Origin of the sequence: uncultured Pseudomonas sp. (assembly GCF_913774235.1) — a bacterium.
Lineage (GTDB): Bacteria > Pseudomonadota > Gammaproteobacteria > Pseudomonadales > Pseudomonadaceae > Chryseomonas.
Window position 1 is genome coordinate 59,021 of the sequence record NZ_CAJYDW010000009.1, and the last position, 22,260, is coordinate 81,280.

Sequence of the window (22,260 nt, forward strand, 5' to 3'; positions counted from 1 at the left end):
TTTATCACTGATTGCGTCCTGGATAAGGTGAGCTGACTTCGTCGCGCGCTCATCCTGACAGTCCGGCCGGCTGTCGAATCCGCAGGAATTCCACCATGCACAAGTCCTCAGCCGAGGTCACGTCTACCGCGTCCGGCCGCTATTCGATCGTCCTGGCCATCTGCCTGGCCGCCCTGGTATTGCCGCTAAGCTTTACCGGCGGCGCCGTGGCGACGCCCGCCATAGGCATGGCGTTGCACGCCGATGCCGTGGCCATGGCCTGGATCACCAATGCCTTCATGCTCAGCTTCGGTAGCCTGCTCCTGGCCGCGGGGACCTTGGCCGATCGCTATGGTCGCAAGCGTCTTTTTATCGGCGGTATCGTCGGCTTCACCCTCGTTTCCCTGCTGCTCGCCAGCGCCCCTTCGATTCTATGGCTCGATGCGTTGCGTGGACTCCAGGGCGTGGCGGCAGCCGCAGCCTTGGCGGCTGGTAGCGCGGCGCTGGCCCAGGAGTTCGAAGGGCCGGCGCGCACCCGAGTCTTCAGCCTGCTCGGCACGACCTTCGGTCTGGGGTTGGCCTGCGGCCCGCTGCTTTGCGGGATGTTGCTGGAAGGGTGGGGCTGGCGAGCCATCTTTCTGTTCACCGCCCTGCTGGCCGGTGTTGCCGTACTGGTGGCACTGAAGTGGATGCGGGAGAGTCGCGATTCGCAAGCGAGTCGTCTCGATGTGCCGGGGGTATTGAGCTTTTCCTGCATGCTGGTGGCCTTCACCGCCGCCGTCATCCTGGGGCCTCGACAAGGCTGGACCTCGCTTGGAGTAACATCCCTGTTGCTGCTCGCAGCTCTTGCTCTGCTGCTGTTCGTGCGCGGACAACTAGGCAGCCAGCGGCCGATGCTGGAGCTGCGGCTGTTTCGCCTGCCGCGTTTCCTCGGCGTGCAGCTGCTGCCTATCGGTACCTGCGTCTGCTACATCGTGTTCATCGTCCTGTTGCCGCTGCGCCTGATCGGCGTGGAGGGCTTGGGAGCGACCCGCGCAGGTCTGGTACTGCTGGCGCTGACCCTGCCGTTGCTGGTGGTTCCGCTGCTGGCGGCCTGGCTGACCCGTTGGGTGCCGGCCGGACGCCTTTGCGCGTTCGGATTCCTGTTCGCGGCGGCTGGTCTCCTGGCGCTCAGCCGCTTCGCCTTGGGTAGTGAACTCCCCGCGATGTCGCTCTGCCTGGCCATGATCGGCGTGGGTGCCGGGCTGCCCTGGGGGCTGATGGATGGGCTGGCGATAGGCGTCGTACCCCGGGAGCGGGCCGGCATGGCTGCCGGTATCTTCAATACCGTCCGGGTTGCCAGTGAAGGGGTGATCCTGGCAATAGCTTTCGCGCTCTTGAGCGCCTTGATAGAGCGGCAGCTCGCCCACTCGCTGGTCGGTTGGTCCGCCCCGGCAAGGCTGGCGTTGGCCCAGCAGTTGGCGCTTGGCGATCTCCAGGGTGTATCTCTGGCCACCGCCGACGTGCTCCGCCAGGCTTACCTGGACAGCTTCGGAACGCTGCTGAAAGGCGCGAGTCTCGTCACTGCGCTGATCGGGCTGGTCACGCTGGTAATGCTCAAACCAAGACGTCCGGGCTAGCGCGATTTGGGCAGCTCAACGCGAGAGGTCCCCAGCGAAACGGCGACTGGACGAGGGTTAGGTATGAGTAGCTATCGAGGTATGCCGATAGAGGCGAATCCTGATGTGCAATGGGTAATCCTCAGACAAAAGCAGCTTGCCCTCGTGGCGTAAGTTCTTATCCTCACCTCAAACTTCACGCGGGCGGTGCCACCGCCCAAGGATCTCTCGCCTCACGGATAAGGATGTATCGCCATGACGAGGACAGTGGCTTTCCTGCTGGTCCCCGAGGTGCTGATGCTGGATTTCGCCGGGCCGGTGGAGGTGTTTTCCATCGCCAATCGTTATCTGCCAGCCGCCGACCACTATCGGCTCGTGACCATCGCCGCCGGGCGGCGACGTACCCTGCGCTGCTCGAATGGCATGACGATACGCACCGATCTCACCACCGCCCAGCCACCCGCCGCCTACGACCTGCTGCTGGTACCCGGCGGGCCGGGTGCCTATCTGGAGCCCCATCCGGAGGTGGCGGCCTGGCTGCGCCAGGTGCCTGCGCAGTGCCCGCGCTATGGCGCGGTCTGCACCGGGACCTTCCTGCTCGGCAGCGCCGGCCTGCTCGATGGGCGCCGGGTGACCACCCACTGGAATTATCGCGAGCGGCTGGCGCGGCGCTTTCCCCGGGCCCAGGTGACTGCCGACGAGATCTACCTGCGCGATGGCCCGCTGCTGACCTCCGCCGGGGTCACCGCCGGCATCGACCTGGCGCTGGCCCTGGTGGCCGAGGACCATGGCAAGGTCATCGCCCGGGAGGTGGCCAAGGTGCTGGTGGTGGTGACCCAGCGCCAGGGCAAGCAGGCGCAGTTCAGTCCGCTGTTCGACGAGCCCGAGGCGACCACCGCCATCACCCGGGTGCAACACCATATCGTGGCGCACATCGACCAGGCCTATTCCATCAGCCGGCTCGCCGAGCTGGCGACCATGGGCACCCGCAACTTCGCCCGGGTATTCAAGCGCGACACCGGCATGACGCCCCTGGAGTTCGTGCTCCGGGCGCGTATCGATCACGCCCGTGGATTGCTGGAGACCAGCGACCTGCCGCTGAAGACGGTGGCTTTCCGCAGCGGCTTCGCCAGCGATCGCTGCATGCGCGTCGCCTTCCAGAGCCATCTCGGGCTGACCCCGGCGCAGTACCGCTACCAATTCAGCTGAAATCGGCCATCGATGGCGGTATCACGCCCATCGATGGCAGCTTCCGGCCGTAGATCTTCATATCTCCTGCACGGGCAGCGGCCAGAATGGTCTGACCTATTGGCGAAGGAGAGGCGCAGACGCCGGAGGGCAGCGGGGGAATACCCCGGGCGACCCGCAGCGGCGTGGCGCGGCACGGTCATGCAAGAGCCCAAGTCCCTGGAAGATGCCAGTGCCTTCCGCTTCTGCGGCCTGGTCCTGGATGTGCGACGACGCCTGCTGCTGGACGGCGAGCGCCCGCTGCCGCTGAGCGGTCGGGCGCTGGATATCCTGCGGGTGCTGCTGGAACACCCCGGCGAGCTGGTCGACAAGCAGACCCTGATGGCGCGGGTCTGGCCCGGCAGCGTCGTCGAGGACATCAATCTGCGGGTGCACATCTCGGCCTTGCGCCGGGTGCTGCGTGGCTACAGCGCCGGCGATCCCATCCTCAGCGTCCGCCAGCGTGGCTACGGTTTCGCGCCGGCGGTGGAGCGTCTGGGTGAGGGGGATGTCATGCCACTGGCCGAAACGCCGCAGCCGCTGACGCCGCTGGAAGGTCGCGCGTCCAGCCTGGGCGAGTTGCGGCGCCTGCTCGCCCAGCACCGGCTGGTGTCGGTGGTGGGGCCGGGAGGGATCGGCAAGACGCTGCTGGCCCAGCACCTGCTGCCGCTGCTGGCGGAGAGCTTCGTCGATGGGGTCCAGGTCGTCGATCTGGCCGCCCTCGGCAATGTCATGGGGCTGGTCGAGCGACTCGCGCGCGAGCTGGGCCTGGCTGCGGGGAGTGGCCTGCCGGCGTTGCAGGAGGCCCTCGCCAGTCGCCGGATGCTGGTGGTACTGGATAACGCCGAGCGCCTGGTCGAACCCTGCGCCTGGCTGGTGGAGCGCCTGCTGCTCGGCTGTCCGGCGCTCAAGGTGCTGGTCACCAGTCGTGAAGCCCTGCGGGTGGAAGGCGAGGCGGTCTTGCGCCTGGCGCCCCTGGCCGTGGCCGCGCAGCCCGCGCGGCGCCTGCGCGAAGCCATGCGCGAGCCGGCCTTCCGACTGTTCGTCCGGCGGGCGCGGGCACGGCTGCCGGGGCTGCAATTACCACCGTCCGACGTGCAACTGGTCGGCGAGATCTGCCGGCGCAGCGAAGGCGTACCCCTGGCGCTGGAGATCCTCGCCGAGCAGGTGGCGGCGCAGGGACTGAACGGGGTGCTGGCGCAACTGGAGGGCGGCTACTACCTCAGCGTCCAGGGCCGGCGGACCGCGGCGCAGCGGCAGCGCAGTCTCGCTGCCATGCTCGACTGGAGTCTGCACAGCCTGAGCGAGTCGGAATTCGCCGTGCTGGCGACCCTGGCCGAGGCCGGCGAGCGCTTCAGTCGCGCCGACGCCCTGGCCTTTGCGGCGCAGCGTGGGCTGGAAGAGGCGCACTTCACCCCCCTGCTGGGGCAACTGGTGGAAAAGTCGCTGATCCTGGTGGAGGGCAGCGGGACGACCCTAGGCTACCGCCTGCTGGCGATGCTGCGACTGCATCTGCGGCAGTTCCGCCAGCAGCCGTCGCTCCAGGGCCTGTTGTTGCCAGGCCAGTGGCGGCAGCCCGAGGCTGCGGGTGAAGACTCGGCTCAAATGCGCCTGATCGAAGAAACCGCATTCCAGGGCGATCGCCGCCAGCGGTAGTGCGCGCTCGGCCAGTAGCCGCTGGGCGCGAAGGATACGTTCCTGGCGTAGCCATTCCAGCGGTGCGAGCCCGGTGCTGAGCTTGAATTGCCGGGTGAAGTGGCTGCGCGACAGACCACAGACCGAGGCCACCTGGCTGACGCTGATGCCGCGCTCCAGATGTTGCAGCATGACTTCCTTGGCCAACCGTTCCTGCCAGGCTGCCAAGCCCTGCAGGCGGGTATCCAGCGGAGGGGTACCGGCGCTCTGGCAATCGACGAACATGGACATGGCGCTCTCCCTATCAAGCCAGCCTCGAAATGGCGACCTGGATGAGAATGATTCCGTGCAGTTGTCTGACGTGCGAGTTGGCTATCGTTAATTAGCGTTAAGGCGACAACGATCTAGGCGCAGCACTGTCTCGTTGGCGTCCCATGCTCCTGGCGGCGCGGCAGCAGGTGCCAGCCGAGCAGGGCGAGTCCGAGCAGCCCAGCCAGGATAAGCGGCGCCGGGCCGTAGGCCTGGAGTTCGTCGAGCAGGGCCAGGATCTGCGCCTCGAACAGCCGGCCCAGGGCCAGACCGGAGCCGATCCACAGCGTGGCGCCGCCCAGGTCGTAGGCCAGGAAGCGCCGCAGGGGCATGGCGCTGGCCCCCGCGCTTAGGGTGGCGAGGGCCGCGGCGCCCGGGACGAACTTGGCCACCAGCAGCAGGCCCGGCAAGCGAGTGGCGGCCGGGACGTGCCCCGGCAGATGGCGCAGCAGCCAAGCGCCATGCCGCCGACCGGCCCAGTACCAGAGCAGATCGGCCAGCCCCGTGACAAACACCGTGGCCATGAGTGCCAGGAACAGCTCGGTCTCATCGGCCGCCGCACCCATCACCAGCAGCGACGGATAGGCCGGTACCGGCAGGCCCAGCTGTTCGCCGAAGACGTTCAGCGTCAGCCAGAGGGTGGCGTTACCGGCCACCAGAGAGGTCAGGGCTTGGGTGCTCATGGCGCGTTCTCGGCAAGGGGAGGCCGTGGGAGCGGCCTCCGGGCTTGGCGCCTGCTACTACCTAGGCGCAGACAGGCTTAGGGCATTTGCGGCAGTTCGTTGGGCCGCAGATCAAACACCAGCACCTCGGCATCGCTGCCGTGGGCGAGTTGCAGTTCGCGCTCGTCGCGCAGCCGCACGCCGTCACCGGCCTGCAGGAGCATCCCGTTCAGCTCCAGGCTGCCGCGGGCGACGTGCACATAGGCATGACGCTCGGGGGCCAGGTGCAGGGTGGCGCTTTCGTTGCCGTCGAACAGACCGGCGTAGACCCGCGCGTCCTGGCGGACTTCCAGCGAACCCTCGGCGCCGTCCGGCGAGATGATCAGGGCCAGGCGGCCACGCTTGGTCTCGGCGCTGAAGTGCTGCTGCTGGTAGCGCGGGGTAGCGCGGCGCACGTTGGGCACGATCCAGATCTGCAGGAAGTGCACCCGCTCGCTGTTGGAGTGGTTGTACTCGCTATGGCTGACACCGCTGCCGGCACTCATCAGCTGGACGTCGCCGGGGCGGATCACCGAACCGGTGCCCAGGCTGTCCTGGTGCTCCAGGGCGCCTTCGAGCACATAGGAGAAGATCTCCATGTCGCGGTGCGGATGCTCGCCAAAGCCCTGGCCGGGGGCTACGGTGTCGTCGTTGATCACCAGTAGGTCGGAGAAGCCCTGTTCCGCCGGATTGCGATAGCTGGCGAAGGAGAAGGTGTGGAAGGACTTGAGCCAACCGTGGTTGGCGGCGCCGCGATCGGAGGCTTTGCGAATGGCCAGCATGATGATGCTCCTTCTGTGGATGAGGGCGCGGTCTGTTCCGACGCCATGGAAGTCATCCTACTGTGGGCGAAGACTTTGATTAACGAGCTGGAAGGGGAATGGTCGTCCTGTTTTAGTTGACGATACCCGGGCCAGGTGTCGCCAACCGGCCACGGTTTGCTTCAGGTTCGAGGCGTACCGGCGGGCCAGAGCCGTACCAGCAGTGCTAACAGCGCGGCGCTGAGCGCCAGCCCGGCGACGCCGCTCCAGCCCAGGCGCACCAGCAGCAGACTGCCCAGGGCCGCACCGCTGGCCATGCCAATGAACATGCCGGTGAAGAGCACCGCGTTGAGCCGGCTGCGCGCCTCGGGCTCGAGGCCGTAGACCTGGGCCTGGTGGGCGATGAGGGTGGCCTGGACACCGAGATCGAAGACCACCGTCGCCAGCGCCAGCAGGACCAGCCCCGTCACCCCCGGCAGCCAGGGCAAGGCGAGCAGGCTGGCGAAGGCCAGGGCGGCGAGCGCTATGCCCAGGCGTGTCACCCATTCCGAGCCATGGCGATCCGCCAGGCGACCGGCCCAGGGCGCGGCCAGGGCACCGGCGGCACCGGCCAGCCCGAAAGCACCGGCAGCGGCGCTGCCCAGCTGGAAGGGGCCGGCGTGCAGATAGAGGGCGAGGGTCGACCAGAAGGCGCTGAAGCCAACGGACAGCAGGCCCTGGGCCAGGGTCGCCCGGCGCAGCGCGGCATGCCGACGCCAGAGGGTACCCAGCGAGCCAAGCAGCGCGGGATAGCTCAGCTGAATGGTCGCTGGGAAGCTCGGCAGCCCGCGCCAGACGGCCACGCCGATGGCGGCGATGCTCGCCGCCGCCAGCACGAACAGCGCCCGCCAGCCAAGCAGCTCGCCGACCAGGCCGCTGACCACCCGTGACAGCAGGATGCCCAGCAGCAGCCCGGTCATCACCGTACCGACGATGCGTCCGCGTTCGGCGGGCGGCGCCAGGGTCGCGGCGGCGGGCACCAGGTCCTGGGCCACGGTGGCGGCCAGGCCGGTGACCAGGCTGGCCAGCAGCAGGGCGTGCAGCCCCGGTGCCAGGCTGGCGCCGAGCAGGGCCAGCAGCAGGATGCCGAGCTTGGCCAGGATGATGCGCCGCCGGTCGAAGCGATCGCCCAGGGGCGCGAGCAACAACAGCCCCAAGGCATAGCCGAGCTGGGTCAGGGTGGGGATCAGCCCCACGTCGGCGGCGGTCGCCGGGAGGCTGCTGGCCAGGGTGCCCAGCAGTGGCTGACTGTAATAGAGGTTGGCCACGCTCAGGCCGGCGCCGGTGGCCAGCAGGCCGAGCAGGGCAGGGGACAGCGTGGTGCTGCGAGGTGGGGTCTGGCTATGCGAAAGCGGAATGTCGGTCATGGTGAAGCTCCGGGTCAGGTGGCGATGGAGGCATTCTTCGCCTTAATACGCGCCACCTGTAGCCGAACGCCCGGTACAGGGGGTATACGTAGGGCGTATGAACAGCTCCTTTTCCCACGACCGTCTCGACTTGCTGGAGACCTTCGTCCGTATCGTCGAGGCCGGTAGCCTGTCGGCGGCGGCGCGCCAGCTCGGCACCACCCAGCCCACCGTCAGTCGGCGCCTGCAGGCATTGGAGGCTGCGCTTCAGGTGCGCCTGGTGCAGCGTTCGACCCATGCCCTGCGCCTGACCGAGGACGGCCAGCGCTGCTATCGCCAGGCCCAGCAACTGCTCGGCGACTGGCAGGCCTTCACCGCGGCCCTGCATGGCGCCCACGCCGAGCCCGAGGGGCGTCTGCGGGTAGTGATGCCCCACGCCTTCGGCCAGGAGCAGTTGCTCGATCCGCTGGAGGCCTATCTGCGGCGCTATCCGGGGATGCAGGTGGACTGGGTGCTCAGCGACCGGGCACCGAATTTCGTCGCCGATGGCGTTGACTGCGCGATTCGGGTGGGGGCGGTGGAAGATCCGGACTCCGTGGCGGTGCGCCTGGGGGATGTCCAGCGCATCCTGGTGGCAGCGCCGGAACTGGCAGGCACGCTGCAGGCACCTGAGGAGCTGACGGCGCTGCCCTGGATCGCCATGACCCAGTTCTACCAGACCGAATTGCGCCTGCAGCTGGGGTCTTCTGGCGAAAGCCGGCTGATCCCCTTGCGGGCACGGCTGGCCACCGAGAGTCTCTTCGTCGCCCGGCATGCCGCGGTGCGCGGTCTGGGCTGCGCGGCGCTGTCGCACTGGATGGTGCGCGAGGACGTCGCCGCAGGGCGCCTGGTGCATCTGCTGCCCGAGTGGCAGGCCGCGCCCCTGCCGATCTATCTCATCTATCCCTACGCCCGGGTCTATCCGGCGCGACTGCGCCTGTTTCTCGAACTGGTGCGCGAGGCCTGCACACGGATGCTGGATGTGACGGCGCCCGCCTGACCGCGAGGGTCAGGCGGGCGCTCAAGGGTCGATGGCGTCAGGCCAACCGCGCCGCACCTACCCGCCGGCCATCCACGCTCAAGGCGCCGGCGCCGAAGGCCGCCACCTGCAACAGACCACCGGCGATGGCCAGGTTCTTGAGGAAGTGGATCAGCTGGTTCTGGTCGGCGAAGTGGTTGTGGAACACCGCGGCGGTGACCAGGGTGAAGGCGGCCATGGCCAGCGCCACAGTGCGGGTGCGGTAGCCGATCAGCAGCAGGCTGGCGAGGCCCAGCTCGACTGCCAGGGCGCCCAGGTAGGCTAGGTCCGGGAAGGGCATGCCCATGGCGGCGATGTAGCCCTTGGTGGCGGCGGGGGCGAGCAGTTTGCCCACGCCGCTGAACAGGAAGAGGCTGGCCAGCAGCAGGCGGCCGGTGGTGGCGGTGAAGGCTTGGGTGGTGTTCATCGTCAGCTGTCCTTTCGAGGTCTGGCATCCGGCGTGGATGCGATGGGCGCAGATTAATGTCCACCTTGAATTCGATTAAGTAGCCAAATGGCGTTTTACTGTCATGCCTGAGTTGACTGTTCAATGCGTTCGGGCCGTTGTTGTGACCTGAATCCTTTCACCTGCACGCCACAGCACAGACGTACAAAAACCAGCACAGACGTCCAAGGCCGCTCCCCAGTGTCCGGGCGAAAGTCCGCCCCATCGACGGCGCGGGGCCTTTCTCGCAGCCGACTCTCTCATCAGGAGGATGGGCCATGCGCGAGGCGCGGCTGGATCTGGGACTCTTGTTCCTGCGCCTGGGTGGCGCCGGGTTGTTGTTGGCGGTACATGGCTTGCCCAAGGCGCTGAACTTCCGCCAGCAACTCGGCCTGATCGAGGACCCGCTGCACCTGGGCGCCTGGCCGACGCTGGCCTTCGCCGTGTTCGCCGAGGTCCTCTGCCCGCTGCTGATCGCCCTGGGCTGGGCGACCCGCCTGGCCTGCCTGCCGATCCTGATGCTGCTGCTCATCGCGCTGGTGGCGGTGCATCCGGAGTGGTCGCTGGAGCAGGGCCAATTCGGCTGGCTGCTGCTGGTGCTGTTCGGCACCCTGGCGCTCACCGGGCCGGGTCGCTATTCGCTGGCGGCCTGGCTGGCCCGCCGCCGCGCCCCCCGGGGCGGCTTCGCGAGGGTGCTGTCATGACCGCCGCAGTCGGGCAAGACCCGCAACAGGCCCACGGCCGCATCGTCACCCTGGTGATCCGTCACCAGCCCCTGGCCGGCCAGCACCAGGCCTACCAGCGCTGGTTGCAGCGCGCGGTCACCGCCGCCCGCGCGGCCTGTGGTCATCTCGGCGTGGACGTCATCCCGCCGGCCGAGGAGGGCGCCGCCTTTACCACCCTGGTGCGCTTCGCCGACGTCGACCAGTTGCAGGCCTGGCTGGCTTCGCCAGAGCGCCAGGCGCTGATCGCCGAGGTGGCGCCGCTGCTGCGCGAGGCCGATGCCCCCGAGGTGCATGCCGATGCCGAATTCTGGTTCAACCCGCCACGCCCCGGCGTGCGCCCGCCACCGGCCTGGAAGCAGGCGGTGCTGACCTACCTGGTCATCGCGCCCCTGACGATGCTGATCCCGCCGCTGTGGCAGCCGCTGTTCGCGCGCTATCCGGCGCTGGCCGGGCCGGTGCCGAGCAATCTGCTGATCACCCTGTGCATCGTGCCGCTGGTGGTGTTCCTGATCATGCCCAGGGTGAGCCGCCTGTGCGCGCCCTGGCTCAACGCCCGCTCGGGCGCCTTTTCCACTCCCCCCACCGCTAGAGGCGAACAACCATGAGCACCTTCACCACCCGCGACGGCGTCGAGATCTATTTCAAGGACTGGGGCAGCGGCAAGCCCGTGCTGCTCAGCCACGGCTGGCCGCTGGACGCCGACATGTGGGACTACCAGCTGCACCACCTGGCCAGCCACGGCTACCGCGCCATCGCCTTCGATCGCCGCGGCTTCGGCCGCTCCGACCAGCCCTGGAATGGCTACGACTACGACACCTTCGCCGACGACATCAAGGAGCTGATCGAGCACCTGGATCTGCGCGACGTCACCCTGGTGGGCTTTTCCATGGGCGGTGGCGACGTCAGCCGCTACCTGGCGCGCCACGGTTCGGCGCGGGTCGCCAAGCTGGCGCTGCTGGGCGCCGTCACCCCGCTGTTCGGTCAGAAGCCGGACTTCCCCCAGGGCGTCGATAAAGGCGTCTTCGACGGCATTCGCAGTGGATTGCTTAAAGATCGTGCCCAGTTCCTCGCCGACTTCGCGCCGATCTTCTATGGCACCAACCAGGGCCAGGCCGTCTCCGCGGGCGTCTTCACCCAGACCCTCAACATCGCCCTGCTGGCCTCGCTGAAAGGCACCCTGGACTGCGTCACCGCCTTCTCCGAGACCGACTTCCGCCCGGACATGGCCAAGATCGACGTGCCGACCCTGGTGATCCACGGCGACGCCGACCAGGTGGTGCCTTTCGAAACCACCGGCAAGCTGGCCGCCGAGGCGATCCGCGGCGCCGAACTCAAGGTGTATGCCGGTGCCCCCCACGGCTTCGCGGTGACCCACGCCGAGCAGCTGAACCAGGACCTGCTGGCCTTCGTGGCGAGCTGAGCACCGGCCCGGGCAGCGGGTGCTGTCCGGGCTTCTGACCCTGCCCCTGGAGGTCCCATGCAACACGCCGATCTGATCCTGCACAACGGCAAGCTCCACACCGTCGATCCCGAGCGTCCCGAGGCCACTGCGGTCGCCATCAAGGACGGCGTCTTCCTCGCCGTGGGCAGCGACAGCGCGGCCATGGCCCATCGCGGTCCGGCCACCCAGGTGGTCGATCTGCGCGGCCGCCGCGCCATTCCCGGCCTCAACGACTCCCACCTGCACCTGATCCGCGGCGGCCTCAACTACAACCTGGAACTGCGCTGGGAGGGCGTGCCCTCGCTGGCCGATGCCCTGCGTATGCTCAAGGACCAGGCCGAGCGCACCCCGGCGCCCCAGTGGGTGCGGGTGGTGGGCGGCTGGAACGAATTCCAGTTCGCCGAGCGACGCCTGCCGACCCTGGACGAACTCAACCAGGCGGCGCCGGACACCCCGGTGTTCATCCTCCACCTCTACGACCGGGCGCTGCTCAATCGCGCCGCCCTGCGGGTGGTCGGCTACACCAGGGACACCCCCAATCCCCCGGGCGGCGAGATCCAGCGCGATGCTCGCGGCGAACCCACCGGCATGCTCATCGCCCGGCCCAACGCCATGATCCTCTACGCCACCCTGGCCAAGGGGCCCAAGCTGCCGTTGGAGTACCAGGTCAACTCCACCCGCCAGTTCATGCGCGAACTCAATCGCCTGGGGCTGACCAGCGCCATCGATGCCGGCGGCGGCTTCCAGAACTACCCGGACGACTACCAGGTGATCCAGGAACTGGCCGATGCCGACCAGCTCACCGTGCGCATCGCCTACAACCTCTTCACCCAGCGACCCAAGGAAGAGCTGACCGACTTCAAGAACTGGACCAGCAGCGTCACCCTGCACCAGGGCACCGACTTCCTGCGGCACAACGGCGCTGGCGAGATGCTCGCCTTCTCCGCAGCCGACTTCGAGGACTTCCTCGAACCGCGCCCGGATCTGCCAGCCACCATGGAGGCCGACCTGGAACCCGTGGTGCGCCACCTGGTGGAGCAGCGCTGGCCGTTCCGCCTGCACGCCACCTACGACGAATCCATCTCGCGCATGCTCGACGTCTTCGAGAGGGTCAATCGCGACGTACCCTTCAATGGCCTGCCCTGGTTCTTCGACCACGCCGAGACCATCAGCCCGCGCAACATCGAGCGGGTCAAGGCGCTGGGCGGCGGCATCGCCATCCAGGACCGCATGGCCTTCCAGGGCGAATACTTCGTCGACCGCTACGGCGCCCAGGCTGCCGAGCAGACCCCGCCGATCCAGCGGATGCTCGCCGCTGGTGTACCGGTGGGGGCGGGGACCGACGCCACCCGGGTGTCCAGCTACAACCCCTGGACCTCGCTGTACTGGCTGGTGAGTGGCCGCACCGTCGGTGGCCTGGCGCTCTACCAAGAGGGCCTGCCGCGGGCCACCGCCCTGCAGCTGTTCACCCAGGGCAGTGCCTGGTTCTCCTCGGAACAGGGCAAGAAGGGCCAACTGCGGGTGGGCCAACTGGCCGACGTGGCGGTGCTCTCGGCGGACTTCTTCAGCGTCGAGGAAGAGGCCATCAAGCACCTGGAGTCGGTGCTCACCGTGGTCGGTGGCCGCATCGTCCATGGCGCCGAGGAATTCGATCGCCTGGGGCCGGCGCCCTTGCCGGTCACGCCGGACTGGTCGCCGGTGGTCAAGGTGCCCGGTCACTGGAAACCCGGTGCGCCCTTGCAGGCCGCCGTGCACCAGTGCGCCGGCGCCTGTTCCGTGCATGGCCACGGCCATGAGCGGGCGCGCCAGAGCCGGGTGCCGGTGAGCGATTTCAGCGGCTTCTGGGGCGCCTTCGGCTGCTCCTGCTTCAGCTTCTGAGGACCGCCGCCATGACCGCCGCCACCCTCACGCCCAACACTGCCTCGCCCTGGCAACCGTTGCGCCAGCGCACCTTTCGCTGGCTGTGGCTGGCCAGCATCGCCTCCAACATCGGTACCTGGATGCACGAGGTGGGCGCCGGCTGGCTGATGACCTCGCTGTCGGCCAGCCCGCTGGCGGTGGCCCTGGTGCAGGTGGCGGGGGCGCTGCCGATGTTTTTGCTGGCGCTGCCGGCCGGCGCCCTGGCCGACATCGTCGACCGGCGCCGCTACCTGCTCGGCGTGCAGCTGTGGATGGCCGCGGTAGCCCTGGCCTTGGCCGGCCTGACCCTGGCCGGCTGGATGAGCGTGCCGCTGCTGCTGGGCCTGACCCTGGCCATGGGCGTGGGCACCGCGCTGATGCTGCCGGCCTGGTCGGCGCTCACCCCCGAGCTGGTGGATAAAAGCGAACTGCCCGCGGCCATCGCCCTGTCCAGCCTGGGCATGAACGTGGCCCGCGCCCTGGGGCCGGCGCTGGCCGGGGTGCTGGTCAGCCTGGCCGGTCCCTGGCTGACCTTCGCCCTGAATGCCGTGTCCTTCTTCGCCGTCATCGTCGCGCTCCTGACTTGGCGGCGCCAACCTGCAGCCGCCGTGCTGCCCGCGGAGCGCCTCTTGGGCGCGGTCCGGGTCGGTTTCCGCTACGCCCGCAGCTCGCCCCAGCTGCAGATGGTGCTGGCCCGGACCGCCGCGTTTTTTCTCGGCGCCAGCGCCGGCATGGCCCTGCTCCCGCTGCTGGTCCGCCAGGCCCTGCAGGGCACCGCCCTGGATTTCGGCATCCTGCTCGGTTGCGTGGGCCTGGGCGCCATCGGCGGCGCCATGCTCTTGCCGCGGCTGCGCGAAAGACTCTCCAGCGATCTGCTGGTGGCTGGCGCCAGCGCCCTCTATGCCCTCGTTCTGCTGGGACTGGCCTGGATCCGTGACTTCGCCTGGCTGCTGCCGGTGATGCTCGCCAGCGGCCTGGCCTGGATCGCCGTGCTCTCCAGCCTGCAGGTGGCGGCCCAGACCGCCGTCCCCGGCTGGGTCAGGGCCCGCGCCCTGGCCGTCTACATCCTGGTGTTCTTCGGCACCAGCGCCCTGGGCGGCACCCTCTGGGGCGCCGTGGCCAGTCACTTCTCCCTGAGCTTGGCCCTGAGCGCGGCCGCCGCGGTGCTGCTGGCCGGCATCGTCCTGACCTGGCGCCTGCGCCTGCCGGTCACCCCGGCGGCGGACATAGCCCCCGCGCTGCACTGGCCGACCCCGCTGCTCGACGACTCCCTGGATCGCGAGCGCGGCCCGGTGCTGGTCACCCTGGAATACGACATCGCCCCCGAACACGGCCCGGCCTTTCGCCAGGCCATGCAGGCGGTCGGCGGCATGCGCCGGCGCAACGGCGCCTTCTCCTGGGCCCTGCTGCAGGACAGCGCCGAGCCGCGCCGCTGGCAGGAATTGTTCTGCGACGAATCCTGGCTGGAGCACCTGCGCCACCACCACCGCGTCACCCAGGGCGAACAGCGCCTGGAAGCGGCGGCGCGGCAATACCAGACCCCCGGCGTACCCATCGCCATCCGCCATCTCCTGGGCGGCGCCTAGCGCGGCCCTGCCTTTCAACCCCACCACCACTCCCTGAGGACTCCACCATGAGCAAGCCCTACAACCGTCTCGACAAGAACGATGCCGTCGTCCTGCTGATCGACCACCAGGCCGGTCTGATCTCCCTGGTGCAGGATTTCACCCCCAGCGACTTCAAGAACAACGTCCTGGCCCTGGCCAACAGCGCCAAGTTCTTCGGCCTGCCCACCATCCTCACCACCAGCTTCGAGCAGGGCCCCAACGGCCCGCTGGTACCCGAGTTGGTCGAACTGTTCCCCGAGGCGCCCTATATCGCCCGTCCGGGGCAGATCAACGCCTGGGACAACCAGGACTTCGTCGCCGCCATCAAGGCCACCGGCCGCAAGCAATTGATCATCGCCGGCGTAGTCACTGACGTCTGCGTGGCCTTCCCGGCCCTGGCCGCCATCGCCGAAGGCTTCGACGTCTTCGTGGTGACCGATGCCTCCGGCACCTTCGACAAGACCGTGCAGCAGGCCGCCTGGGCACGCATGAGCGCCGCTGGCGTGCAGCTGATGAACTGGTTCAGCGTGGCCTGCGAACTGCACCGCGACTGGCGCAACGACATCGAGGGCCTGGGTGCCCTGCTGTCCAACCACATCCCCAACTACCGCAACCTGATGACCAGCTACGCCAAGCTGGCCGCCAAATAACGGAAAAGACAGCCCGGCGCCTGCTCAGGCGCCGGACCTTCGCGGAGGGATGCCGTGAACCGCAACGACCTGCGCCGTATCGACCTGCACCTGCTGGTGGTGTTCGAAAGCCTGATGCACGAGCGCAACCTCACCCGCACCGCGGAAAAGCTCTTTCTCGGCCAGCCGGCCATCAGCGCCGCCCTGGTGCGCCTGCGGCAATTCTTCGACGATCCCTTGCTGGTGCGTAGCGGTCGCGCCATGGAGCCCACGCCGCGCGCCCTGGCCATCCTCGAACGGCTGCGCCCGGCGCTGGATGGCCTGTCCAATGCCTTGAGCGAGGTCGACGATTTCGATCCCGGCGCCAGCCGGGCGGTGTTCCGCATCGGCATGTCCGACGACGTCGAATGCGGCCTGCTGCCCCCGTTGCTGAGCCATCTGCGCGAGGTGGCGCCGCACTGCGTGCTGGTGGTGCGCAACGCCAACTTCCTGCTCCTGCCCGGCCTGCTGGCCAGTGGTGAGGTGTCCCTGGGCATCAGCTATACCACCCAGTTGCCGGCCAACGCCAAGAGCCGCACCCTGAGGCACATCCGCGCCCTGGTGGTCCGCGCCGACAACGACCCCGCGCCCCTGAGCCTGGACGACTACTGCGCCCGGCCCCATGTGCTGGTGTCCATGTCCGGCGATCTCTGCGGCAACATCGACGACGACCTGGCGCGCCTCGGCCGCAGCCGCAAGGTGGCCCTGGGCGTGCCCCACTTCAACGGTCTCGGTGCGCTGCTGGCCGGCAGTGACCTGCTCGCCACCGTGCCCGACTATGCCGCCCGGGCCTTGGCCGCAGGCGGCGGCCTGCGCTTCGAGGAGCCACCCTTTCCCATCGTCCCGGCCAGGCTGTCGCTGGTCTGGCGCGCCGCCCAGGATCAGGACCCGGGCGAACGCTGGCTACGGGGCGAAATCCTCAGGTTCATGGGCGAACCGGCTGCGTAAGCCCAGCCGGCTGCTCGGCCGCCGCCCCGGAAATCCGCATGCCACGGGTCTCCTTGCCGAAGGCCACGAACACGGCGATCAACACCGCCACGGTGCCCGCCACGATGGCCATGGCCAGGCCATAGTTGCCGCCGTGGGCCGCGGCGATCTGCGCCTGCAGGGTGGCGTTGACCGAGGCCAGCAGGTTGCCCATCTGGTAGACGAAGCCCGGCAGCACGGCGCGCGCATTGCCCGGCACCAGTTCGTTGAGATAGGTGGGGACCACACCCCAGGCGCCCTGCACCATGAACTGCATCAGGAAGGCGCCGATGCCCAGCGTCCAGGAACCGCTGGCGAAGGCCCACAGCGGCAGGATCGGCAGCGACAGCAGGGCGGCCAGCATGATCGCCTTCTTGCGCCCGATGCGCTCCGAGAGCGAGCCGAAGAACACCCCGCCGAGCATCGCCGCGATGTTGTAGCCGATGGCGATCAGGCTCACGGTGTGGGCATCGAACTGGTGCTGCACCTTGAGGAAGGTCGGATAGAGATCCTGGGTGCCGTGACTGAAGAAATTGAAGCAGGCCATCAGCAGCACCATGTACAGGCAGATCTTCCAGTGCTGGCGCAGGATCGGCAGCAGGGCGGTGCTCTCCTGGCGTTCGCGCGCGGCCAGCCACACTGGCGATTCCGGCACCTTGAAGTAGATGAAGGGCAGCAGCAGGATCGGCAGGGCGCCGATCAGGAACAGGCCACGCCAGCCCACCGCGGTGAAGAACAACCCGTAGGCGATGGAGGCGAGCAGGTAGCCGCAGGGATAGCCGGCCTGGAAGATCCCCGACATCAGCCCGCGCGAGCGATCCGGGATGGTTTCCATCGCCAGCGACGAGGCCACGCCCCAGATACCGCCCATGGCCACGCCGTAGAGGATGCGGAAGGCCATGAACGCCATGAAGGTCGGCGACCAGGCAGAGAGAATCTCGAACAGCGAGAACAGCACGATGTTGAGCATCAGGATCGGCTTGCGCCCATGGCGTTCGGCCAGGCGCCCGAACAGCAGGGCCCCCACCGGCCGCACCGCCAGGGTCAACATGATCGCCAGAGACACGTCGGTCACGGAGTCCTGGAAGTACTGCGCCAGGTTGCTGAGAACGAACACCAGGATGAAGAAATCGAAGGCATCCAGCGTCCAGCTGGCGAAGGTGGCAAAGGCCACGTTGCGCTGCGTAGAGGTCCAGGTAGACATGGCGATCTCCTTGCCCGAAGGGCTTCCCGTCCCTGGCGGCCGGGGAGGGGAGGCGACTAGGTTTTAGTGGTTGTGCCACCAGCCTCCCCCCGCCCGGCTTACCAGAGCCTTAAGGTGGACATCACCGTCTGCCCTGCCTGACCGAGGGTCGCCATCAGCCGCATCGATAAGCGCTATCCGCCGGTACGATTTATTGCGGAGGGGGTCGGCTTTCTACGATGGCTCCATATTGTTCGGAGCCACTCCCATGTCCCTCGTCGCCTTCCGCAATACCCTCCGCCTGCTGGCCTGCGCCGGCTTCCTCGCCTTGCTGGCCGGCTGTGCCAGCTCCCAAAACGCCTACCTGCAAGACGGTCGCGCGGCCTACCTGGTGCAGTGCAACGGGGTGTTCGGCAGCTGGTCCGGCTGCGCCAGCGAAGCGGCGGCGCGCTGCTCCACCGGCAACTACCAGGTGCTGGCCCGCAACCACCTCGACGGCGCCAGCGAAGCCCAGGCCGACGCCAGCGTGGCCGACCAGGCCTACCGGGTGCGCAACCTGCTGGTGCAATGCCAGGGCGAGCAACTGGCCTGGCGCGTCGGCACCTTCGTCCGCCGCCTGCCGGCGAGCGAGGGCTGAGGGTAGGGCGCGTAAGGACGGGCCTATGACGGCCGATCGCGATCCTGCCGGAGTTTATGGAGCTGCTCTGATAATCCCCTCTCCCTATGGGAGAGGGTTGGGGTGAGGGAGCCTCGCGCAACGAGGTCACCCGTGGAAAAGGCTCCGCCGTTTTCCACGCTGCGGTTCTGCTCGGATAACTCCCTCTCCCTTTGGGAGAGGGTGGGGTAAGGGGGCCTCGCGCCACGCAATCCTCAGTGGAAAAGGCTGCGCCGTTTTCCACGCTACGGCACTGCCGGCACTGAACGCCTGCGCGGATAACCCCCTCTCCCTCTGGGAGAGGGCGGGGGTGAGGGCGCGCCCTGCACAACGACGCCAGCCCTGGAAAAGGCTGCGCCGTTTTCCAGGCTACGCTTCTCCTAAGTTATCCGGCTGCTGTAGGAGCGGCCCATGGCCGCGATAATGCAAGCAGACGGCGCCAAGCCCTCAAGCGTGCTCCAGGAAATTCAACAGCCGTCCCCCGGGATCGCGGACGAAGAAACGCCTCACCCCCCAAGGCTCGGTCACCGGACCGTATTCCGGCGCATAGCCCGCCCGCTCCAGTCGCTGCAAGACCTCGCCCAGGTCATCGACTTCCAGCGACAACTCCGGCACCGGTGTGCCCGAGCCGCCTTCCACCGCGAAGCTGACCTGGGGACAGCTCTGGCCCGCGCCGACGAAGGTCAGAATCCAGCCGTGATCCATCGCCAGCGTCAGGCCCAGCAGCTCACCGTAGAAGGCCTTCATGGCGGCCAGTTGCTCGGTGGCGATGTTCGGCACGATACGGTTGATCTTCATCGCTGACCTCTCACAGTCATGGATCTGGAAGTCTAGCAAGGCGACGAGTCCCTAGCCGCCCGGCACTGCCTGGTACCGGGCCATGGCGACCGAGTTGCCAGCCGCCTGGGTGTCTTCGTCGAACGCTAGTCGCCCAGCGCCGCTGCCACGATCTGCAGGAACTCCCGCGTCGCCGGCGTCGGCAGTCGCGACCAGATGGCATGGACGTTACGCTGCGGCGCATCGCTCACCGGTACACAGGCCAGGCCGCTGAAGGTCAGTGCCAGGCTGCGTGGCACCAGCCCCACCGCCAGGCCGCGGCGGACGAAGCGCTCCAGCAGCTGCATGTGGCTGGTCTCGAAGCGTACCCGATGGGGCAGGCCCAGGGCGGCGAAGGCCTCGTCAGTCTGCCGCCGCGCGCCGCTGCCGGCCGGCAGATCCACCAGCGGCAGGTCCACCAGCTCGTGCAGCGACAGCCTGTCCCGCCCCGCCAGGGCGTGTTCCGCGGGCAGCACCGCCACCAGTTCCTCGCTGAGCAGCAGACGACTGTCTACCCCCTCCAGCCGCACCTGCCGCGAGACGCCGATCAGGGCGAAATCCAGCTGCCGCTCCCGCACCGCCGCCAGCAGCGTCTCGCTCTTGTCCTGGCGCAGCTCGATGTCCACCTGCGGATGACGCGCATGGAAGGCCGCTAGCAGCTCGACGATGTCCAGGCGCGGCACCGAGGAGATCAGGCCCACCGTCAGGCTGCCCCGAATGTCGCCCACCGCCGCCGCCACGTCCTGCTGCAGCCGCTCCACCGCTGCCAGCACCTGGTGCGCATTGACCAGCAACGCCTCGCCCGCCGGGGTGATCCGCACCTGGCGCGGCAGCCGTTCGAACAGGGTGGCGCCCAGCTCGGCCTCCAGCCGGGCGATCTGGTGACTGAGCGCCGACTGCACCACGTGGCAACGCTCGGCGGCGCGGGTGAAGTGGCGCTCCTCGGCCAGAGCGACGGCGAATTCCAGCTGTTTGAGATTCATGAGCGCTATCTTGAAAAAAGATCGAACCCATCTTAACGATTCATTTAACCGATAGCTGCCATTGTCCGATACTGACGAACCCTTCACCGTCCCGGACCCTTGCGGATGTCGACCCCCACGCCACCCCTCAGCCGCTGGCTGACCCTGCTCATGGCCGTCGCCACCGGTATCGCCGTGGCCAGCAACTACTACAACCAGCCGCTGCTGCACACCATCGCCCAACGCTTCGATCTTAGCTACACCCAGGCCGGCAGTGTCGTCACTACCGCCCAACTCAGCTATGCCGCCGGGCTCCTGCTGCTGGTGCCCTTGGGAGATCTGCTGGAGCGCCGCCGGCTGATCGTCACCATGAGCGTGATCGCCGCCGCCGGTCTGGCTTTGAGCGCCACCGCTACTAGCCTGCCCTGGCTGCTGCTGGGCACCGCCCTGACCGGGCTCTTCTCGGTGGTAGCCCAGGTACTGGTGCCCTTCGCCGCCACCCTGGCCGCGCCGGAACAGCGGGGCAGGGCGGTGGGCACTGTCATGAGCGGCCTGATCCTCGGCATCCTGCTGGCCCGCACCGTGGCCGGGGCGCTCTCGTCCCTGGGCGATTGGCGCACCGTCTACGCTGTGGCGGCCGGCCTGATGCTGGCCACCGCCCTGGCGCTGCGCCTGGCGCTGCCGCGCTACCAGCAGTCGGCGGGCCTGAGCTATCCGCGGCTGCTGGGCTCGGTGTTCGTGCTCCTGCGCGACGAGCCCCTGCATCGCTTGCGTACCCTGCTGGGCTTTCTCGGCTTCGCCGTCTTCGCGGTGTTCTGGACGCCCCTGGCCTTCCTGCTCGCCGCCGAGCCCTTTGGCTTCAGCGACGGCACCATCGGCCTGTTCGGTCTCGCCGGCGCGGTGGGGGCCCTGGCCGCCAACCTGGCCGGACGCATGGCCGACAAGGGCCAGGGCAGTCTCGCCACCAGCATCGGCCTGGCCTCCCTGACCCTCGCCTGGCTACCCCTGGCCTTCGCCCAGTACTCCCTGGCCGCGCTGCTGATCGGCATCCTGGTGCTGGATCTCGCCGTGCAACTCAGCCACGTCAGCAACCAGAACGTGGTCTATCGCTTGCGCCCGGAAGCCCGCAGCCGCCTCAACGCCGGCTACATGACCGGCTACTTCCTCGGTGGCTCCCTGGGCTCGCTGCTGTCGGCGCGACTCTACGAGCACTACGGCTGGACGGGTGTGAGCCTGGCCGGCTGCCTGCTGGCAGCCACGGCCTTGGGTGTCTGGTGCCTGTTCCTGCTGCGCCAACGCCAGGTGCGGAGCTAGTCCAGAGCGACCATCACTGCGGTCGATGATCGCTATCCCGCGGGACGATTTCTAGGCGAGGGCCGGGCTGGGGACAATGAGTCCACACCCACCCGACAAGGTACTCGCCATGAAAACTCTCTCCGCCCTCTTCGCCGCCACCCTGCTCACCGTCGCCATCGGCCAATCGGCCCAGGCCGAGGAAAGCGCCCTGCGCCCCCTGGGCTCGCTGATCGAGAAGCACCAGCAGTCGAACGACCGCACTCTGGCCGAGAACGGCGCGGACCGCAGCCTGCAGCCCTCGATCCAGCGCCACCAGGATCGCCTGGACCGCCGCGCCCTGGCCGAGAACGGCACCGACCGCAGCCTGCAGCCCTCGATCATGCAGAGGATCATGCTCATCGACAGCAGCATGCCGGCGACGATGGGGGTCTTGCGCGCCACGCTCAGGCTGCTGCCGCGACGCAGCAGCCAGTCGGAGATCACCCCGCCCAGCACGCCGCCGATGAAGCCGCAGATGGCCGGCAGGGAGGCGATGATGCCGGCCTTGAGGATGGTCATGCCGCGTTCCTGCACCAGGTACACGGGGAACCAGGTCAGGAAGAAGTAGGTGAGGGCGTTGATGCAGAACTGGCCCAGGTAGATGCCGGCCATCATGCGATTGGTCAGCAACTGGCCGATGTAGCTCCACTTCGGACCTTCGCTCTTCTTGCCGGGGGTGTCCAGGTCGACCAGGCCGCCGTTGCTGGCGATGTACTCGACCTCGGCGCTGTTGGCGCGGGGATGTTCGCGGGGGCTGTAGATCACCGCCATCCAGACCGCCGAGAAGGCGATGCCCAGGGCGCCCATCACCACGAAGACGTGCTGCCAGCCGAAGTGGTAGACGATCCAGCCCATCAGCGGCGCGAACAGCACGGTGGCGAAGTATTGCGCCGAGTTGAAGATGGC

21 protein-coding genes and 1 pseudogene are annotated in these 22,260 nt (G+C 68.1%); 13 read left to right on the plus strand and 9 right to left on the minus strand.

Annotated features, from left to right (window positions below):
• Positions 1–95 precede the first annotated feature (95 nt).
• The 3 genes and pseudogenes from QZ471_RS08510 to QZ471_RS23830 all read left to right on the plus strand — a co-directional run.
• Entirely contained in the window at positions 96–1,598 is a 1,503-nt protein-coding gene (locus QZ471_RS08510; protein WP_295462668.1) for an MFS transporter, read from the plus strand.
• 234 nt (positions 1,599–1,832) lie between these two features.
• Entirely contained in the window at positions 1,833–2,786 is a 954-nt protein-coding gene (locus QZ471_RS08515) for a GlxA family transcriptional regulator (RefSeq protein ID WP_295462670.1), read from the plus strand.
• A 180-nt stretch (positions 2,787–2,966) separates the two neighbouring features.
• Positions 2,967–3,650: pseudogene (locus QZ471_RS23830) on the plus strand (winged helix-turn-helix domain-containing protein); the annotation flags it as partial.
• A gap of 630 nt (positions 3,651–4,280) precedes the next feature.
• Here QZ471_RS23830 and QZ471_RS23835 read toward each other — a convergent pair.
• From QZ471_RS23835 to QZ471_RS08540, 4 genes are all read right to left on the minus strand, one after another.
• Positions 4,281–4,730 carry an AraC family transcriptional regulator gene (locus QZ471_RS23835; protein ID WP_363286905.1) on the minus strand — a complete coding sequence of 150 codons (450 nt, stop codon included), beginning with the start codon at positions 4,728–4,730 and terminating at the stop codon, positions 4,281–4,283.
• Between the two features lie 113 nt (positions 4,731–4,843).
• Positions 4,844–5,431 (minus strand): hypothetical protein, encoded by a 588-nt coding sequence (locus tag QZ471_RS08530; protein ID WP_295462674.1) that lies wholly within the window; start codon positions 5,429–5,431, stop codon positions 4,844–4,846.
• Positions 5,432–5,508: 77 nt separating this feature from the next.
• Positions 5,509–6,231: a pirin family protein gene (locus QZ471_RS08535; protein WP_295462676.1), complete on the minus strand. Its 723-nt coding sequence runs from the start codon at positions 6,229–6,231 to the stop codon at positions 5,509–5,511.
• A gap of 161 nt (positions 6,232–6,392) precedes the next feature.
• The gene (locus tag QZ471_RS08540) at positions 6,393–7,616 is read right to left on the minus strand and encodes an MFS transporter (protein ID WP_295462678.1); all 1,224 of its coding nucleotides are present in this window, start codon (positions 7,614–7,616) and stop codon (positions 6,393–6,395) included.
• A gap of 97 nt (positions 7,617–7,713) precedes the next feature.
• Here QZ471_RS08540 and QZ471_RS08545 point away from each other — a divergent pair, with 97 nt between their 5' ends.
• Positions 7,714–8,634, plus strand: a complete 921-nt coding sequence (locus tag QZ471_RS08545; RefSeq protein WP_295462680.1) for a LysR family transcriptional regulator — start codon at positions 7,714–7,716, stop codon at positions 8,632–8,634.
• 37 nt (positions 8,635–8,671) lie between these two features.
• Here the strand turns inward: QZ471_RS08545 and QZ471_RS08550 are convergent, their stop codons facing one another.
• Positions 8,672–9,079: a DoxX family protein gene (locus QZ471_RS08550; RefSeq protein ID WP_295462682.1), complete on the minus strand. Its 408-nt coding sequence runs from the start codon at positions 9,077–9,079 to the stop codon at positions 8,672–8,674.
• Between the two features lie 296 nt (positions 9,080–9,375).
• Between QZ471_RS08550 and QZ471_RS08555 the strand changes: the two genes are divergently transcribed.
• Genes QZ471_RS08555 through QZ471_RS08585 form a run of 7 tightly spaced genes read left to right on the plus strand, consistent with a single transcriptional unit; the run spans position 9,376 to position 16,385 of the window.
• The gene (locus QZ471_RS08555; RefSeq protein WP_295462684.1) at positions 9,376–9,801 is read left to right on the plus strand and encodes a DoxX family protein; all 426 of its coding nucleotides are present in this window, start codon (positions 9,376–9,378) and stop codon (positions 9,799–9,801) included.
• Entirely contained in the window at positions 9,798–10,427 is a 630-nt protein-coding gene (locus QZ471_RS08560) for an antibiotic biosynthesis monooxygenase (protein WP_295462686.1), read from the plus strand. Before QZ471_RS08555 ends, QZ471_RS08560 begins: the two co-directional genes overlap by 4 nt.
• On the plus strand, positions 10,424–11,242 hold the full coding sequence (locus QZ471_RS08565; protein ID WP_295462688.1) for an alpha/beta hydrolase: 819 nt from the start codon (positions 10,424–10,426) through the stop codon (positions 11,240–11,242). Before QZ471_RS08560 ends, QZ471_RS08565 begins: the two co-directional genes overlap by 4 nt.
• A gap of 57 nt (positions 11,243–11,299) precedes the next feature.
• Positions 11,300–13,141 carry an amidohydrolase gene (locus QZ471_RS08570; RefSeq protein ID WP_295462690.1) on the plus strand — a complete coding sequence of 614 codons (1,842 nt, stop codon included), beginning with the start codon at positions 11,300–11,302 and terminating at the stop codon, positions 13,139–13,141.
• An 11-nt stretch (positions 13,142–13,152) separates the two neighbouring features.
• The gene (locus tag QZ471_RS08575; RefSeq protein ID WP_295462692.1) at positions 13,153–14,748 is read left to right on the plus strand and encodes an MFS transporter; all 1,596 of its coding nucleotides are present in this window, start codon (positions 13,153–13,155) and stop codon (positions 14,746–14,748) included.
• 47 nt (positions 14,749–14,795) lie between these two features.
• A complete protein-coding gene (ycaC, locus tag QZ471_RS08580) occupies positions 14,796–15,419 on the plus strand; it encodes an isochorismate family cysteine hydrolase YcaC (RefSeq protein ID WP_295462694.1) in 624 nt (207 codons plus the stop codon).
• Positions 15,420–15,473: 54 nt separating this feature from the next.
• Positions 15,474–16,385: a LysR substrate-binding domain-containing protein gene (locus tag QZ471_RS08585; RefSeq protein ID WP_295462696.1), complete on the plus strand. Its 912-nt coding sequence runs from the start codon at positions 15,474–15,476 to the stop codon at positions 16,383–16,385.
• On the opposite strand, the gene QZ471_RS08590 is transcribed toward QZ471_RS08585, so the two are convergent.
• A complete protein-coding gene (locus QZ471_RS08590) occupies positions 16,363–17,607 on the minus strand; it encodes an MFS transporter (protein WP_295462698.1) in 1,245 nt (414 codons plus the stop codon). The genes QZ471_RS08585 and QZ471_RS08590 overlap by 23 nt on opposite strands.
• 247 nt (positions 17,608–17,854) lie before the next feature.
• On the opposite strand from QZ471_RS08590, the gene QZ471_RS08595 reads away from it, so the two are divergent.
• On the plus strand, positions 17,855–18,223 hold the full coding sequence (locus QZ471_RS08595) for a hypothetical protein (protein ID WP_295462700.1): 369 nt from the start codon (positions 17,855–17,857) through the stop codon (positions 18,221–18,223).
• 465 nt (positions 18,224–18,688) lie between these two features.
• Here the strand turns inward: QZ471_RS08595 and QZ471_RS08600 are convergent, their stop codons facing one another.
• Positions 18,689–19,039 carry a VOC family protein gene (locus QZ471_RS08600; RefSeq protein WP_295462702.1) on the minus strand — a complete coding sequence of 117 codons (351 nt, stop codon included), beginning with the start codon at positions 19,037–19,039 and terminating at the stop codon, positions 18,689–18,691.
• A 125-nt stretch (positions 19,040–19,164) separates the two neighbouring features.
• Positions 19,165–20,040 carry a LysR family transcriptional regulator gene (locus tag QZ471_RS08605; protein ID WP_058766269.1) on the minus strand — a complete coding sequence of 292 codons (876 nt, stop codon included), beginning with the start codon at positions 20,038–20,040 and terminating at the stop codon, positions 19,165–19,167.
• Between the two features lie 105 nt (positions 20,041–20,145).
• Here QZ471_RS08605 and QZ471_RS08610 point away from each other — a divergent pair, with 105 nt between their 5' ends.
• Entirely contained in the window at positions 20,146–21,333 is a 1,188-nt protein-coding gene (locus QZ471_RS08610; RefSeq protein ID WP_295462705.1) for an MFS transporter, read from the plus strand.
• A gap of 51 nt (positions 21,334–21,384) precedes the next feature.
• Here QZ471_RS08610 and QZ471_RS08615 read toward each other — a convergent pair.
• Positions 21,385–22,260 (minus strand): MFS transporter (locus QZ471_RS08615; protein WP_295462706.1); only part of this gene is annotated, 876 nt, incomplete at its 5' end.